At 58.7% G+C, this 14,923-nt stretch carries 16 protein-coding genes; 1 reads left to right on the top strand and 15 read right to left on the bottom strand.

Going from position 1 to position 14,923, the window contains the following annotated elements:
• Positions 1-9: 9 nt before the first annotated feature.
• Complete coding sequence (locus AAEZ06_RS12275; protein WP_149412076.1) at positions 10-1,215, bottom strand: acetyl-CoA C-acetyltransferase; 1,206 nt, start codon at positions 1,213-1,215, stop codon at positions 10-12.
• 720 nt (positions 1,216-1,935) lie between these two features.
• Here AAEZ06_RS12275 and AAEZ06_RS12270 point away from each other — a divergent pair.
• Complete coding sequence (locus AAEZ06_RS12270; protein WP_350614466.1) at positions 1,936-2,736, top strand: c-type cytochrome; 801 nt, start codon at positions 1,936-1,938, stop codon at positions 2,734-2,736.
• 226 nt (positions 2,737-2,962) lie between these two features.
• Here the strand turns inward: AAEZ06_RS12270 and AAEZ06_RS12265 are convergent, their stop codons facing one another.
• The 14 genes from AAEZ06_RS12265 to AAEZ06_RS12200 all read right to left on the bottom strand — a co-directional run bounded on the left by AAEZ06_RS12265 (position 2,963) and on the right by AAEZ06_RS12200 (position 14,626).
• Positions 2,963-3,766, bottom strand: a complete 804-nt coding sequence (locus tag AAEZ06_RS12265; RefSeq protein ID WP_149412078.1) for a transglutaminase family protein — start codon at positions 3,764-3,766, stop codon at positions 2,963-2,965.
• On the bottom strand, positions 3,763-4,713 hold the full coding sequence (locus AAEZ06_RS12260) for an alpha-E domain-containing protein (protein WP_149412079.1): 951 nt from the start codon (positions 4,711-4,713) through the stop codon (positions 3,763-3,765). Before AAEZ06_RS12260 ends, AAEZ06_RS12265 begins: the two co-directional genes overlap by 4 nt.
• 4 nt (positions 4,714-4,717) lie before the next feature.
• Positions 4,718-6,127 (bottom strand): circularly permuted type 2 ATP-grasp protein, encoded by a 1,410-nt coding sequence (locus AAEZ06_RS12255; RefSeq protein ID WP_149412080.1) that lies wholly within the window; start codon positions 6,125-6,127, stop codon positions 4,718-4,720.
• A gap of 460 nt (positions 6,128-6,587) precedes the next feature.
• The gene (locus AAEZ06_RS12250) at positions 6,588-6,929 is read right to left on the bottom strand and encodes a ribonuclease E inhibitor RraB (RefSeq protein ID WP_133101733.1); all 342 of its coding nucleotides are present in this window, start codon (positions 6,927-6,929) and stop codon (positions 6,588-6,590) included.
• 213 nt (positions 6,930-7,142) lie between these two features.
• Positions 7,143-7,403 (bottom strand): hypothetical protein, encoded by a 261-nt coding sequence (locus AAEZ06_RS12245; protein ID WP_350614754.1) that lies wholly within the window; start codon positions 7,401-7,403, stop codon positions 7,143-7,145.
• Between the two features lie 79 nt (positions 7,404-7,482).
• Positions 7,483-8,088, bottom strand: a complete 606-nt coding sequence (locus AAEZ06_RS12240) for an START domain-containing protein (RefSeq protein WP_149412081.1) — start codon at positions 8,086-8,088, stop codon at positions 7,483-7,485.
• 43 nt (positions 8,089-8,131) lie between these two features.
• Positions 8,132-8,386, bottom strand: coding sequence for a YkgJ family cysteine cluster protein (locus AAEZ06_RS12235; RefSeq protein WP_350614462.1), 255 nt, complete (start codon positions 8,384-8,386; stop codon positions 8,132-8,134).
• A 160-nt stretch (positions 8,387-8,546) separates the two neighbouring features.
• The gene (locus AAEZ06_RS12230) at positions 8,547-9,017 is read right to left on the bottom strand and encodes a translation initiation factor 2 (RefSeq protein ID WP_350614460.1); all 471 of its coding nucleotides are present in this window, start codon (positions 9,015-9,017) and stop codon (positions 8,547-8,549) included.
• Between the two features lie 93 nt (positions 9,018-9,110).
• The gene (locus AAEZ06_RS12225; RefSeq protein WP_133101737.1) at positions 9,111-10,550 is read right to left on the bottom strand and encodes an aminotransferase-like domain-containing protein; all 1,440 of its coding nucleotides are present in this window, start codon (positions 10,548-10,550) and stop codon (positions 9,111-9,113) included.
• 303 nt (positions 10,551-10,853) lie between these two features.
• On the bottom strand, positions 10,854-11,669 hold the full coding sequence (locus tag AAEZ06_RS12220; RefSeq protein ID WP_149412083.1) for an OmpA family protein: 816 nt from the start codon (positions 11,667-11,669) through the stop codon (positions 10,854-10,856).
• A complete protein-coding gene (locus AAEZ06_RS12215; protein ID WP_133101739.1) occupies positions 11,666-12,022 on the bottom strand; it encodes a DUF4398 domain-containing protein in 357 nt (118 codons plus the stop codon). Before AAEZ06_RS12215 ends, AAEZ06_RS12220 begins: the two co-directional genes overlap by 4 nt.
• 9 nt (positions 12,023-12,031) lie before the next feature.
• On the bottom strand, positions 12,032-12,847 hold the full coding sequence (locus AAEZ06_RS12210) for a substrate-binding periplasmic protein (RefSeq protein ID WP_149412084.1): 816 nt from the start codon (positions 12,845-12,847) through the stop codon (positions 12,032-12,034).
• Positions 12,848-12,929: 82 nt separating this feature from the next.
• Positions 12,930-13,874 carry an electron transfer flavoprotein subunit alpha/FixB family protein gene (locus AAEZ06_RS12205; RefSeq protein ID WP_350614457.1) on the bottom strand — a complete coding sequence of 315 codons (945 nt, stop codon included), beginning with the start codon at positions 13,872-13,874 and terminating at the stop codon, positions 12,930-12,932.
• A 2-nt stretch (positions 13,875-13,876) separates the two neighbouring features.
• The gene (locus AAEZ06_RS12200; protein WP_133101742.1) at positions 13,877-14,626 is read right to left on the bottom strand and encodes an electron transfer flavoprotein subunit beta/FixA family protein; all 750 of its coding nucleotides are present in this window, start codon (positions 14,624-14,626) and stop codon (positions 13,877-13,879) included.
• Positions 14,627-14,923: the final 297 nt, after the last annotated feature.

Here is a 14,923-nt window from a genome sequence, read left to right as displayed (position 1 = left end):
TCCTTAGGCTCAGAGGCGTTCGATAATGGTAGCGATACCCATGCCGCCGCCCACGCACAGGGTGGCCAGGCCATAACGCTGCTGGCGCACCTCCAGTTCGTCGAGCAGGGTGCCGAGGATCGCGCAACCCGTCGCGCCCAGGGGATGGCCCATGGCGATGGAGCCGCCATTAACGTTGACCCGCGCGGCGTCGATGCCCATGTCCTTGATGAACTTGAGCACCACCGAGGCAAAGGCTTCGTTGACCTCAAAGAGGTCGATGTCTTCAACCCGCAAGCCGGCCTTGGCCAGGGCTTTGCGGGTGGCAGGCGCTGGGCCGGTGAGCATGATGGTCGGATCGGTGCTGGTCACCGCCGTGGCGACGATTCGCGCCCGTGGTTGCAGGCCCAATTCGCGACCCTTGGCTTCGGAGCCGATCAGCATTAACGCAGCGCCGTCAACGATTCCGGAGCTGTTGCCCGGTGTGTGCACATGGTTGATGCGTTCCACATGGCTGTAGACCCGCAACGCGGTGGCGTCGAAACCCATCTGGCCCATCATTTCGAAACTGGGCTTGAGCTTGCCCAAGCCCTCCAGGGTGGAGTCGGCGCGAATGAACTCGTCCTGATCCAGCAGCACGATGCCGTTTTGGTCTTGCACCGCAATAAGCGATTTTTTGAAGGAGCCGTCCGAACGTGCCCTCGCCGCTTTCTGCTGGGAGTGCAAGGCAAAGCCGTCGACATCCTCACGGCTGAAGCCTTCCAAGGTCGCTATCAGGTCAGCACCGATGCCTTGAGGCGTGAAGTGGCTGTGCAAGTTGGTTTGCGGGTCCAGCACCCAGGCGCCACCGTCGCTGCCCATGGGCACACGAGACATGGACTCAACGCCGCCGACCACCACCAGGTCTTCGAAACCGGAGCGCACTTTCATCGCCCCGAGGTTGACCGCTTCCAGGCCGGACGCACAAAAACGGTTGATCTGCACACCGGCGACGCTGACGTCCCAGTCAGCCACCAGCGCGGCGGTCTTGGCGATGTCCGCGCCCTGGTCCCCCACCGGAGTGACGCAGCCAAGGACGATGTCATCCACCTGCCGAGTGTCGAGGCCTGTGCGCTGCTGCAGCGCCGCCAGCAACCCGGCCACCAAGTTCACCGGCTTGACACTGTGCAAGGCGCCATCGGCCTTGCCTTTGCCCCGGGGCGTGCGTATCGCATCAAAGATCAAAGCTTGGGTCATGTCGTCCTCGAACCGCTGTGCAATGAAGCTCTCAAAGACGAGAGCCGACCGTGCTCTTACCTTAGGCGCAGAAGCGTTGTATTCAATGACCGAAGCGCTCATTGACCTTGACGCGCACGCTCAGACGAACGGTAGGAGGCTAATGGAAACCCCTGATTAATCGTTTTAGCTGTCTAGCCAAGGGGCTGCCGCCGAGCTGGCAATATGCCTCATGCATTTTTTAGAGGATTTTCATATCGGTTGATATTAAAGGGATCTAAGCCACGGACAACGAGGGCTCTAAGGTTGAATTTGTAGGAGCTTTAAAAGGTGGCTACCGGGTTTTGCTGGGGCACCTGTAAGAAAAGCGACATGTTCGACCTTCATAGTGAAATGTACCGGCACGCATTTGACGCTCAGGAATAACAACAAAAGGCAGTCAGCCATGTTCAAACAATCGAAAGTACGTCAGGCGGGACTCATTCTTTTCGCCACCACCCTGATTCTGATTTTGCCCAATCTGACCAAGATCATTGGGTGACTGATTCATTCTCCACCTGTGCCAATACAGCACCAGGCATGCAGCCTTTGGCAGCACCTACCGGGAAATTGCGTACAGCTGTCCCGTCGTAGGGGCTGTCTTTTTGCGTACTGATTGTTTGTGGTTTTCCGGTATCGTTAGCCACGGTTTCGGCCTTGGGAAGTCAGGCCGGTTAACAGTGAGCTATCGCGGGCCAGCCCTTGAAATACATCATCGCCTTCTTGACCCTGCTGCTGGCCTTGCCTGCCTCTGCTGCGCAGTTGACCATCGAGTTGGATCACACCAGCAAAATCTGGCAAACCGCTGATTTGCTCAAACACCCGGCTGCGCAAACGGTACAGATCGCCTATGACGTTTCCTACAAGCGCGCCATGACCTATCGTGCGGTTCCGCTGGCAGTTTTGCTTGCAGGTGTACAACCTGAAAACCATCTGCAGGCAGTGGCCCTCGACGGCTTTGCCGCGGAGCTGACGGCGGCTCCCCTGCTTGAAAAAACCGGCAGCCGGGCCTGGCTGGCGGTGGAAGATCCGGCTCACCCGTGGCCAGCACTGGCAGCTGACAAACCTGGCGCCGGACCGTTTTATCTGGTCTGGACTAACCCGCAAGCGGGCCATATCAGCCCCGAGCAATGGCCGTTTCAGATCTCTGAAATCAAACAGCTGAAGACAGTTGCCGAACGTTTCCCGGCATTGTTGCCAGATCCCAAGCTGGCGGCGGATGACCCGATCAACCGGGGGTTTGTGCTGTTTCAGAAAAATTGCCTGGCCTGCCATCGGCTCAATGGTGCCGGTGATGCCCATGTCGGGCCAGATCTGAATATCCCCTACAGCCCGATCGAGTACTTCAGCGGTGATTTCCTCAAGCGCTACATTCGTGATCCACAGAGCATGAGGCATTGGCCCCAGGCGAAGATGCCAGCGTTTGCGGCCAGTGTGTTGCCAGACAGCGAGCTGGATTTGCTGGTGAGGTATTTGAAGCATATGGCAGGGCGTAAGCAGTAGCCTTGAGGTGACTGGAAAGACCTTATCGCAGGAACCGCCGTAGCAGTTGCCGAGCTTTAGCGAGGCTACGTCGGCCGCACCACCGCCACCAGATCAGACCCCAACACTAGGTCGCTCCCGACGCCGCCTCGCTAAAGCTCGACAGCTTCTACGAAAAATAGCGGGGCTGCGCGATGTGTAAATACCTATGCTCATTGCAAGCAAGCATGCGATAGCAGGCTAAATCCTACTGCTGCTGCACCGAAAACATCGGCATTGGCGCCACAAACACCTTGGCATGCATCTGTTCATGGCCTCCGCCGCGCCGCATGCCGCGTACCGGGCAGGCATCCAGGTAATCCAACCCCACCGCCAGCTTCAAATGCCGCTCCGGCCGGGCCACTTGGTTGGTCACGTCGAAGCTGTACCAGGCTTCATCCAGCCAGGCTTCGGCCCAGGCGTGACTGGCCAGGTGCTCGCTGTCTTCGCTGTACAAATATCCCGACACATACCGCGCCGGAACCCCCAGGCTGCGAGCGCAGGCCAAGAAGGCGTGGGTGTGATCCTGGCAAACGCCCGCACGACCGGCGAAGGCCTGGGCGGCACAGGTGTCGACTTCGGTGGCGCCCGGCGAGTAGGTCATGTACTGGTTGAGAGCATGCATCAGGTCGATCAAAGCGCTGCGATCTCGACGCTTTTGGCACTGCTTTTCGGCAAAGCTGCGCAGCGCTTCGTCAGGTTCCGTCAAGCGGGTGCAACGCAGGAACGGAAACGCCGATTGGCTCTCATGCTCGGCCTCACGTAACTCGTCGATATCCACCTGGCCACGGGCGCAGATGATGATGGCTTCGTGGGGTTCATCCAGGGTCAGTACATGCAGGATATTGCCGAACGGGTCCAATTGCGCTCGCACCGGGCGCGGCAGGTCCAGTTGCCAGCTGAGTACATGCTGGCGCTCGCTGTCGTGGGGCGTCAGGCGCAGATACTGGATGCTGGCACGTACCTGGTCTTCGTAGTGGTAGGTGGTTTCGTGGCTGATGGAGAGTCTCATGCCGCCTCCAGATAGGAACTGTGAATAGCGTTACCCAACTGGCGCACCAGCGGGATGAAGTCGGTCAGCCAGGCGTGCAGGCCTTCCTCCAGGATTTCGTCGATCGCAGTAAAGCGCAGGCGTGCGTCCATCTCGGCGGCCAAGCGCTGGGCCGGACGACCGTTGATACCCGGCAGGCTGGCGAGGATCTGATCGATCTCCTCGCTGCAAGCCCGTAGCGAACGCGGAACGTCGGCCCGCAACAGCAGCAACTCAGCCACCTGTCGGGCACCCGGAGCATCGCGGTAAATCTCGGTATAGGCCTCGAACGACGATAAGGCCCGCAGCAGCGCGCTCCACTGGTAATAGGCGTGAGCAGTGCCATCGATGACGGCTTCGGCCTGATCGCCGGCCATTTCATATCGAGCGTCCAGCAAGCGCAGGGTGTTGTCAGCCCGTTCGATAAAGGTGCCCAGGCGAATAAAACGGAAGGCGTCGTTGCGCATGATAGTGCCGTAGGTGGCGCCGCGGAACAGGTGGGAGCGCTCCTTGACCCACTCGCAGAAACGGCTCATGCCATAGCGGCTCAAGCCCTGCTGGGCAATACCGCGAATCTCCAGCCAGGTGGCGTTGATGTTTTCCCACATGTCAGCGGTGATTCGCCCACGCACGGCATGGGCGCTGGCCCGGGCGGCACCGAGGCAGCTGTAGATACTCGCCGGGTTGGCGGCATCCAGAGCAAAAAAGTGCAGCAGGCGCTCGGCATGCAGTTCGCCGTGGCGCTCGCGATAATCGTCCAGGGTGCCGGTGATCAACAGCGGCATCGCCAGTTCGTGCAGGCCATCGCCGCGCCCATCCTGGGGCATCAGCGACAGCGAATAACTGACATCAAGCATCCGTGCGAGGTTTTCCGCGCGCTCCAGGTAGCGTGACATCCAATACAAATCCGAGGCAGTTCGACTCAACATGGCATCAATCCTCAACCACCCAGGTGTCTTTGGTGCCGCCGCCCTGGGACGAATTGACCACCAGCGAGCCTTCACGCAGCGCCACACGGGTCAGGCCGCCGGGTACCACGCGGGTTTCCTTGCCGGACAGCACGAACGGACGCAGGTCGATATGCCGGGGCGCAATGCCGTTTTCGACAAAGGTCGGGCAGGTGGACAGGCACAAGGTCGGCTGGGCGATATAAGCGTGGGGTTTAGCCTTGATCCGCGCGCGGAAGGCTTCGATCTCTGCAGCGCTGGAGGTCGGGCCTACCAGCATGCCGTAGCCGCCGGAGCCTTGGGTTTCCTTGACTACCAGCTCAGGCAGGTTGGCCAGCACGTAGGACAATTCATCAGGTTTACGGCACTGGAAGGTCGGAACATTCTTCAGGATCGGCTCTTCATCCAAATAGAAACGGATCATGTCGGTGACAAAGGGGTACACCGACTTGTCATCCGCCACCCCAGTACCAATGGCGTTGGCCAGCACCACATTGCCCGAGCGGTAGGCCGCCAGCAGGCCCGGTACGCCAAGCATGGAGTCAGGATTGAAAGCCAGGGGGTCGAGGAAGGCGTCGTCGAGACGGCGATAGATCACGTCCACCGCTTTCGGCCCGTCGGTGGTGCGCATGAAAACACGGTCATCGCGCACAAACAGATCGGCGCCTTCCACCAACTCGACGCCCATTTCCCGTGCGAGGAATGCATGTTCGAAGAACGCACTATTGAAGCGTCCCGGCGTTAGCACCACAACACTGGGGTTATCCAGCGGGCTGGAGCTTTTAAGGGTGTCGAGCAACAGGTTTGGATAATGATCTATCGGGGCAATACGCTGGGCGGCGAACAGTTCAGGGAACAGGCGCATCATCATCTTGCGGTCTTCGAGCATGTAGCTGACGCCGCTGGGGGTGCGCAGGTTGTCTTCGAGAACGTAGTAGGTGCCGTCGCCATCCCGTACCAGGTCGACCCCGGAGATGTGGGAATAGATATCGCGGTGCAGATCCAGGCCTTGCATCGCCAACTGATATTGCTCGTTGGCCAGCACTTGTTCGGCGGGAATAATCCCGGCCTTGATGATCCGTTGTTCGTGGTACAGGTCGGCGAGAAACATGTTCAGCGCCTTGACCCGCTGGATGCAGCCGCGCTCGACAATTCGCCACTCACTGGCGGGAATGCTGCGGGGAATGGTATCGAAGGGAATCAGGCGCTCGGTGCCCTGCTCGTCACCGTACAGGGTGAAGGTGATTCCGGCGCGGTGAAACAGCAGATCGGCTTCGCGCCGGCGCTGGGCCAGCAGCTCCGTCGGGGTTTCGGCCAACCAGCGGGCGAATTCGCGGTAATGGGGGCGAACCAGCCCTGCCCCGTCGTACATCTCATCATAATAAGTGCGGATCATGCCGAACTCCTTGTCACCCGGACGCAAGGGGTTATCGCAAGGCCCGTGCCAGCGGCATAAACACTTAAGTATCAATCAGTTGGGTAGAGCAATTAGTCACGCCGCACCGTCCCGGTGCAGAAAATGACCTAGCGTCGCCCGCGGTGCCTCATTGCGAAGCGAGCTTTTCCTATCACCAGCATAGCCAGAGTTGATTTCACTGCCTGATAAACACTGGGGGATAATCGCCTCCACACGCTGAACAGGACACGTCCTACAGCTTCACCCATTGCCTCGCCGGTAACTTGGTACCTCATGTACCGACCGGTTCCCCTTCATGTCCGGTCTTCCCTTTTGGCCACCCTGCTCGGGTGGCCTTTTTTTGTGCAGGATATTTCCGAGAATGGCTTGAGGGTTTTCCGGGAGCAGAAACAAAATCGGCCGACCCAAAGGTCAGCCGATACGCTGTGTTGTTCATAAGCTACATGGGCAACCCACGAACCTCCTGTTTCACGCCCCATCCTTCGATGATCCCGCCCAAGGGCTCGACCACCGCCTCAAAGTCTTGCTCAAAGTCTCCTATGCCGTCGTAGGTAGCGAACATCACTTTGCTCAGTTCCAGGTACCCGGCACCGTCATCCCGCACGCTGACCTGGGCATTGAGGGATTCCCCACGAAATCGACCCGCAGCCCTGCGCGCATGTTCCTCATCCGGGAAAATGGCGTAGAACTCGATGGGGTGGAAACGTGAAAAATCAAAGCCGCCCTCTTTCATGCGGCGCAACACGTTGGTGCTGATGTCTTCTTGATAAGCTGTGCTCATGAAACGTCCTCCTCAAACCGATGGATAGACTTTCCGTGCTTCCCAAAACCCGCACTCGAATGGCGCAGGTGATACGGCAATGGCTTCACCGCTGGGAGATAAGCATGTAGCTGACAAGACCAGACCTTAGCGATTCATTCGCTGATCTCCCTTGCAGAGTAGCGCGAAGCTATCACCTCCACCAGAGGGTCGTGTGCGATGTACAGGGAATGTTCAGGCGGCAGGGGTAATGCTGAGGATTTGAATACTGTTCTGGGTTTTCAGGCTTTTGACCGTTGGCTCGTTGGTGCGGCCTTCAAGGTCATTGAGATCCAGTTCAGCAGCCACCGGCAGCAATTTGGCACGGATCATCTGTGCAGCCTCTTCGGTACTGGGTTTCTGTTCACAGTCGAACAGTTCCACGGATTGATCGCCGTGATCATCAGCGAAGGTAATTTGCCACTTTTGCATCAGTGCCTCCTCGATAAAACCCATGGATGGGTTTACAGACATCTGGACCTTGAGGGTTTGGCAATCGTTCCACTGAAGGCAGGAGGCACCTGATCGGCCGCGCTTACTTTTCTGCGCGGTCTTTGAGGGCTTTCAAGGTATTGAACGGCGCGTCCACCACGAACTTGTTGGCCAACCACGACGGCACGCTGCCGCCTGGCTCGGTGTGGACCTGATAGGTTACTTCGGTCTGGTCGGCGCCTTTAGGCACCAGCTTCCAGAAGCCTTCGACCTGGGCCACACGCACATAGCCCTTCTCTTCCGGGAGGTAGGTAGGCACTTCCAGCAGCTTGCGGGTCACGCTACCGTCTGCGTCCTTGGTGGTGGTGATCTGCAAGATCGAGTCACGGTCTGTCACCGGGAACGGTGCCTTGAACTGCGTGTAGGTCCAGCTCTTGTCGCCTTCCTGCTTGAGCAGCTTTTGCGACTTGCATTCATGAATCCACTTACAGGCCCCTACCGCGTCGTCCTGCAAGGCCTGCACCTTGGCCAATGGCGCCTTGATCACGGTCACACCACGATAAGCCTTGTACTTGGACCCGGCCACCTCACTCAAGGACACCTTGATACCGTCTTCATCCTTGGCAGTCTGCCAATCTTCGGCCTGGGCAGTGGCAGCAAACAAAACAGTAAAACCGCACAACACAGCCAGTCGTTTCAGCGAACCCATTGTTGTATTCCTTATTGTTGAAGTTGCGACATTGAAATGCCCACTAAGCCGCCGTCATCTGCTCCCACCAGCCAATCAGTCTGATTGCATCTTCCTGGCTACTGCCACAGACCTCCAGATCCGCCTGAAACGCACTGCACACCGCAGGCCGCTCTGGCTGGCCGAACAATTGGCACAACTGTCCGACAGACAGATGCAGGCAGCGTTCGCCCGCAGGTTTGCCGTGGGGCATCCCCGGTAACGGTGAGCTGATGGAGGGGGCAATGCAGCAAGCGCCACAGCCTTTACGGCATTTCATGACAAGCGGTCCTCGACGGCAAAGTGTTGATGGTCGGGCTAGAGTACGCCCTTAAACAGCCGTTTTAAAATGGTCAAACAGGGGTTTTCGCACAAAACAAAAGTGACTGACCAGTCTGCGACAGAAGGTCAGCGATTCGCGTCACCTTGGCGGGAATAATTTATTGCTTGAACTCGAAATCCAGCGCCGCACCTTCCACTTCCCGGCGCTCTTCGTTGCGCAGCTGTAGCATCATTTCATTACTCAGCAGGCGGCCGTTGATCTGGAACGCGCTGTTGTCGACAGGTTTTTCACCAAACATCGGCGGGAGCAGCGGCACGTTTTTCGGCTGTGGCAAGGTGCCAAGGGGCTGCAGGTGCCTGACCATGTCCTGCGGCAGGCGCAAGTCCAGATGGGCTGGCGGCAGTTGAGTCTGGGCCACTTCGTGGGCCGACTTGGATTTGCTGACGACTGGTGCACGTTTCTTCACAGCAGCAGCTTTTTTGGGCTGGACTGTTTTTTTCGCGGGCACAGGCTTTGGCTCGGCATTCGCTGCCACAACGGGCTCACTGACGGGAGCAGCCAGCACCGGCGTGGCGTTGCACAGACTCAGCAGGCAGATCAATAACGCGGCAGGAAAAGTAGGATTCATATCGCCAACAGCTTTAACGGCAGAGGGCCATATGCTCGCTTGTTGAGCGCAGCATGACAAGCGTGGTGATTAGCCTATGGCCCTTTGCGCGGTTCAAAAACCGCTCGCCGCCTCCTGGCACAACTGGTTCGCCAGCATTCCCAGGGTCATCAATGCCCGTTCAGCCTCGCGATTCCACGGCGTACCGCAATTGAGGCGGATACAGTGGTTGAACTGTTCCGTATTACTGAAAATAAGCCCCGGTGCAATGCTGATGCCCTGTTGCAGCGCACGCACGTGCAATTCCTGAGTATTGACCCGCCCAGGCAAACTGACCCACAGGATAAATCCGCCGCTCGGACGACTCATCTGCGTACCCTCGGGGAAATACTGCTGCACCGCCAGTTGAAAGGCACTGAGGTTCTTGCGGTATTCCTGACGAATGTAGCGCAGATGACGGTCGTAACCGCCGTTCTCCAGGTACGCCGCTGCGCCCATTTGGGTGACGCTGCACGCCGAATGGGTGCTGAACATTTGCAGCCGTTGGATTTCCTGCTGGTACTTGCCGGCGATCATCCAGCCGATGCGTATGCCGGGAGACAGGGTCTTGGAGAAACTGGAACAGTAAATCACCCGGTCCAGGCGGTCGTAGGCTTTCAGGGCCTTGGTGCGGCCCAGCTCAAACATCAACTCGCCATAGATGTCGTCTTCGACAACCTGGATATCGAAGTCCGAGGCCAGGCGCAGCAACTGCTTCTGCCGCTCTTCCGGCATGGTACCGCCCAAGGGATTGCTCAGGCGCGTGGTCAGCACCAAGGCCTTGATCGACCATTGGTTGGCCGCCAGTTGCAGAGCTTCCAGGCTCATGCCAGTGGCCGGGTCGCTAGGGATCTCGATGACCTTGAGCCCCAGCAAGTCCGCCAGTTGCAGCAAGCCGTAATAGGTCGGCGACTCGGTGGCAATCAGGTCGCCGGGCCGCGTCAGCACCCGCAGCGACATCTGCAGGGCATCGACGCAGCCGTGGGTGATTACCACCTCGGAAGGATCGACCACTACGCCGGCATCGCGCATACGGATCGCCACTTGCCGGCGCAATGGTTCAAAACCGGGGCTGAACATGTAGCTGAAGGCCCGCGGGCTCTGAAAGCGCGTGACCTTTGCCAGTTGCTGGTGCAGCGCCCGTACCGGTAGGTAGTCGACGCTGGGCACGGCGGCGCCCAACGGGAACACGCCTTCGCGACGCGATTCCACCAGCACTTGCTGAATGATGCTGCTACGGGTGACCAACCCAGGGCGTTCAACCCGGGCGATGTCCGGCGTTGGCGCAGTGAGGGCCGGGGTCTGGTGCACGTAATACCCCGATTGCGGCCGTGCACGGATCAAGCCCTGGTCTTCCAGGTTGGCGTAGGCCTGCAACACTGTGGCGTGGCTGACGTTGAGCTGGGAGCTCATCTTGCGTACCGACGGCACGCGCTCACCCGGTTGATAGACACCACGTCGGATATCCTCAGCCAGTTGCTGAGCGATACGTTGGTAAAGCAGGAGGTTGGTCATGACGCAGCACTCGATTTCACGGGTATTTTATTTTTGTGTGAAACGTACCGGCACAGTTTAAAAGTGTACGGGGACAGTTGCGAGAATAGTCGAGCGCAGGCGCCAGTGATAGAAAAAACTGTATGGGTTGCAAACTGAATCTCAGGCATGAAAAACCCGATCAGTGATCGGGTTTCAAGTTGCCCATCAAAACTGTAGGAGCGAGCTTGCTCGCGAAAAATACATAAGGGCACCGCGGTTGTTCAGAAAATCCGCGTTATCGTTAACGTCCTTCGCGAGCAAGCTCGCTCCTACAACGGATCTTCAACTACGGGCAGCACCGAGTTGGCCTTTTTCATCGGAGAAGACGATTTCAACGCGACGGTTCTGCGCACGGCCACGCTCCGAGGCGTTCACTTCGACCGGATACTGGTCGCCATAGCCTTCCACCTGGACCCGTTTTTCATCGACCCCCAGGTCTACCAGCACATCGGCCACCGCCTGGGCACGATCCCGGGACAGCTTGAGGTTTTCATTCTCGCCGCCGGTACTGTCGGTGTAGCCCTCGATCCGCACCACGCGCTTGGGATTGAGTTGCAGGAACTGGACGATTTTCAGCACAGTGCGGTTCGCCGAGTTTTTCAGCTCCGCTTCACCGGTGTCGAACAGCACATCACCGAGGGTCATCACCAGCCCGCGATCGGTCTGGGTGGTGGCCAGGCTGACGATCTGCTCCTCCAGCCACTTGCCCTGCTGCTGCACGCTGAGCAGCTTGGCCTCGCGCAAGGCCAGTTGCAGGCGCTGGCGCTCCAGTTCAAGCTTGGCACCACGCTCTTCGTTGAGTACCTGCTCGGTATGTTCCCGGGCAATCGCGCTGTAGCGCTGGCTCAGGTAAGCGTAATGCACCACGTCGGCACCGCTGCCCCAATAGGTGGACAAACGGTCAGCACGGGCTAGGGACTCACCGGCACGAATCACGTCCTTGGGGGCGATGCGCAGCACGTTGGTGTCTTCCTTGACCTTCTGGAAGTCATTACCGGCCTGTTGCAGGACAACCTCACTGCTGGGATGGCTGGCACACCCGCCCAGCGCCGCGCTGCCCAGCAGCAGCACACAGCAACCACGAATCATCGGGTTCATTGGGCGTCTCCCAGCTGTTTGCGCAGGCGGGTGATGCGCGTGTTGAGCACATCCAACTCCTCCTGACTCTTCTGGGTCAGCACCTGCGCTTCTGCCAGACGGGCGTCCAACTCGGCCTGTTCAGCCTGCATGCGGGCATCCTTGAAGGATTCATCAGCCATTTCGGCCTTCGCCTGGGCGAACTTGCCCTCGGCCAGTTTCAACTCAGGCACGTCATCGGCGACAGCACCTACGGCAGTGGCTTGTTCCAGGGCTTGCTGGGTCAGACGCATTTGTTCATTCGGCGCAGGATCTGCGGCACATCCCGCCAGGGCTACAACGGCGAGGGCCGCGAAAAGAGGTCGAATAGTCACTAAAAATCCCTACTTTGTTGGGGTTCCGACGGGTTGCCGCAATTGCGCCTTCCAGCGCTCAAGATTGCGCTGCAGAGCGGCCTCCGTCAGACCGGACGCGGGCAATTCTGTCATCTTTTTGGCGAGCTGTCCGCGTAACCACGGATCATTGCAGGCCGAGTTGTGGGAAATGGCGAGGAACAGACCGGGCTGATCGATGGGCGGTTCCCAGGCAACCAGGTCCTTGCTCATGCCCAGGGTCTGGGCCATGGCCATGCCGGAATAGCGCCCCGCGATCACGTAGTCGACCTCTCCCAGCAGCAGTTTCTGAAAGGCCGGGGTCAGGGTTGGCGTGCGCTGCAGGGTCAATTGTTCACCGGCGAAGGTTTCAAAGTCGCGGGTCAGTCGCGCCTTTTCCGAGACCGCTCCCTTGTGGCCGTGCAGGTCCGTCGCCTGGTTGTAGGCCAGGGGCGAACCGGCGCGAGTCCAGACCAGATAGTCGGTTTGCGCCAGCGCCGGGTGGATGTAGTCCAGGCTCTCCAGTTCGCTGACGGTCAACGGCGCATCGGCAAGGATGTCCATGCGCCCGCTGCGCACTTCATCCAGCGCCGCAGAGCGCTTGCCGCCATATAGCAGGTCGATTTTCACGCCCAGGTCCTTGGCCACTTGCTGCAGCACGTCGGCGGTAGCGCCGATCAAGTGCGTAGGGTCCTGGGGGTCACGCCACAGGTAGGGCGGCGCATCCGGGCTGCCGGTTACCACCAGGCGATCGCATTTGCCGGCGGCAAGGGGCAGGGTCGGCACCAGCGACAGGCCCAGCAGTACAGTCCAGCGACGCAGTTCCATGGCATGGTTCTCCGATCAAAAAATCGCGCTCATAAAAAAACCCGGTCAAAAGACCGGGCTCTTTATAAGTGAAGCAGCTGGATTAGACCAGCTTCGAAAGCTCTGGTACGGCTTCGAACAAATCCGCTACCAGGCCGTAATCAGCCACCTGGAAGATCGGTGCTTCTTCGTCCTTGTTGATCGCGACGATCACCTTGGAGTCTTTCATACCGGCCAGGTGCTGGATCGCGCCGGAGATACCGACGGCAATGTACAGCTGTGGCGCAACGATCTTGCCGGTCTGGCCGACCTGCATATCGTTGGGTACGAAGCCTGCATCAACGGCAGCGCGGGAAGCGCCGACCGCAGCGCCCAGCTTGTCGGCCAGGGTGTACAGGTGCTTGAAGTTGTCACCGTTCTGCATGCCGCGACCGCCGGAAACGACGATCTTGGCAGCGGTCAGTTCCGGACGATCCGACTTGGCAAGTTCTTCGCCAACGAAGCTGGAAGTGCCAGCGTCGTGGACAGCAGCAACAGCTTCAATCGCAGCCGAACCACCTTCGCCAGCAACCGGATCAAAACCGGTGGCACGCACAGTGATGACTTTTACCGATGCAGTGGACTGCACGGTGGCAATGGCGCTACCGGCATAGATCGGACGCTTGAAGGTGTCGGCGCTTTCAACCGAAATGATCTCGGAGATCTGGTCAACGTCCAGTTGCGCAGCAACACGCGGCAGGATGTTTTTGCCGTTGGAAGTAGCTGCCGCGAGAATGTGGCTGTAGCCAGTTCCCCCCGCCGCTGAACCAAGAGCAGCGACCAGCGGCGCAACGTTTTCCGACAGTTGGTGAGCGTAGGCAGCGTTGTCGGCTACCAGCACTTTGCTCACACCCGCGATTTTTGCAGCGGCTTCAGCGACGGCACCGACGTTCTGGCCAGCGACCAGCACGTGGATATCACCACCGATTTTCGCAGCGGCAGCCACGGTGTTCAGCGTGGCCGGAGCCAGCACTTTGCTGTCGTGTTCAGCGATTACCAAGATAGTCATTTTTAGATTACCTTCGCTTCGTTTTTCAGTTTCTCGACCAGTTCAGCCACCGACTTGACCTTGATACCCGCGCTGCGTGCAGCCGGCGCTTCGACTTTCACGGTCTTGTAGGTGGAGGCGGTGGAAACGCCCAAAGCATCCGGAGTCAGCACTTCGAGAGGCTTCTTCTTGGCTTTCATGATGTTTGGCAGGGACGCGTAGCGCGGCTCGTTCAAACGCAGGTCGGTGGTGATGATGGCCGGCAGTTTCAGGGAAACTGTCTGCGCGCCGCCGTCGACTTCGCGAGTCACCGCAACACTGTCGCCGCTGACTTCGACTTTCGAGGCGAAGGTGCCCTGGCCGTAACCGGTCAGTGCAGCCAGCATCTGGCCAGTCTGGTTGTTGTCGCTGTCGATGGCCTGTTTGCCAAGGATCACCAGCTGTGGCTGTTCCTTGTCGACAACGGCTTTCAACAACTTGGCAACGGCCAGGGAGGTCAGCTCTTCAGCGGATTCAACGAGGATGGCACGATCGGCACCCAGCGCGAGGGCGGTACGCAACTGCTCTTGAGCAGTGGTCGGACCGATGGAAACGACGACGATTTCAGTCACAACACCTTTCTCTTTCAGGCGTATGGCTTCTTCCACTGCAATTTCGCAGAAAGGGTTCATCGACATCTTGACGTTAGCGAGGTCGACGCCGGAGTTGTCCGCTTTGACGCGAACCTTGACGTTGTAGTCGACCACTCGTTTGACAGCTACAAGAACCTTCATGGTTTCCTCGTTACTCTCCGGTGAAAAGAAAGCCGCCCGGACAAACCTGGCGGTAGATGCTCAACGGCGCACAAGGGCACCTCTAAAAACGTAGACCGTCATGACAGGTAACGTTGCACGCTGGCAATAATAAAGACCGTTCGTCAGGGGTGACCGGCAAGTCATTCATTGTCACTGCGTGTAAACTGCGCGCCGTCACATACCTGCGCGTCACCTTGCATGGCCTTCGCCCTATTTTTGGAGGTGGCCTTGAAACCTGCGGTCCGCCTACGGGAAGCGCAAAACCGACCGTATATT

This window comes from Pseudomonas sp. HY7a-MNA-CIBAN-0227, from assembly GCF_040310325.1.
GTDB lineage: Bacteria > Pseudomonadota > Gammaproteobacteria > Pseudomonadales > Pseudomonadaceae > Aquipseudomonas.
This window is presented reverse-complemented; position numbering and strand designations above follow the sequence as displayed.

Bases quoted from the DNA above. Each gene is read 5' to 3' on its own strand.
- AAEZ06_RS12275 (WP_149412076.1), bottom strand. From the start codon at position 1,215: ATGACCCAAGCTTTGATCTTTGATGCGATACGCACGCCCCGGGGCAAA.
- AAEZ06_RS12265 (WP_149412078.1), bottom strand. From the start codon at position 3,766: ATGAGACTCTCCATCAGCCACGAAACCACCTACCACTACGAAGACCAG.
- AAEZ06_RS12260 (WP_149412079.1), bottom strand. From the start codon at position 4,713: ATGTTGAGTCGAACTGCCTCGGATTTGTATTGGATGTCACGCTACCTG.
- AAEZ06_RS12255 (WP_149412080.1), bottom strand. From the start codon at position 6,127: ATGATCCGCACTTATTATGATGAGATGTACGACGGGGCAGGGCTGGTT.
- AAEZ06_RS12250 (WP_133101733.1), bottom strand. From the start codon at position 6,929: ATGAGCACAGCTTATCAAGAAGACATCAGCACCAACGTGTTGCGCCGC.
- AAEZ06_RS12245 (WP_350614754.1), bottom strand. From the start codon at position 7,403: ATGGGTTTTATCGAGGAGGCACTGATGCAAAAGTGGCAAATTACCTTC.
- AAEZ06_RS12240 (WP_149412081.1), bottom strand. From the start codon at position 8,088: ATGGGTTCGCTGAAACGACTGGCTGTGTTGTGCGGTTTTACTGTTTTG.
- AAEZ06_RS12235 (WP_350614462.1), bottom strand. From the start codon at position 8,386: ATGAAATGCCGTAAAGGCTGTGGCGCTTGCTGCATTGCCCCCTCCATC.
- AAEZ06_RS12230 (WP_350614460.1), bottom strand. From the start codon at position 9,017: ATGAATCCTACTTTTCCTGCCGCGTTATTGATCTGCCTGCTGAGTCTG.
- AAEZ06_RS12225 (WP_133101737.1), bottom strand. From the start codon at position 10,550: ATGACCAACCTCCTGCTTTACCAACGTATCGCTCAGCAACTGGCTGAG.
- AAEZ06_RS12220 (WP_149412083.1), bottom strand. From the start codon at position 11,669: ATGAACCCGATGATTCGTGGTTGCTGTGTGCTGCTGCTGGGCAGCGCG.
- AAEZ06_RS12210 (WP_149412084.1), bottom strand. From the start codon at position 12,847: ATGGAACTGCGTCGCTGGACTGTACTGCTGGGCCTGTCGCTGGTGCCG.
- AAEZ06_RS12205 (WP_350614457.1), bottom strand. From the start codon at position 13,874: ATGACTATCTTGGTAATCGCTGAACACGACAGCAAAGTGCTGGCTCCG.
- AAEZ06_RS12200 (WP_133101742.1), bottom strand. From the start codon at position 14,626: ATGAAGGTTCTTGTAGCTGTCAAACGAGTGGTCGACTACAACGTCAAG.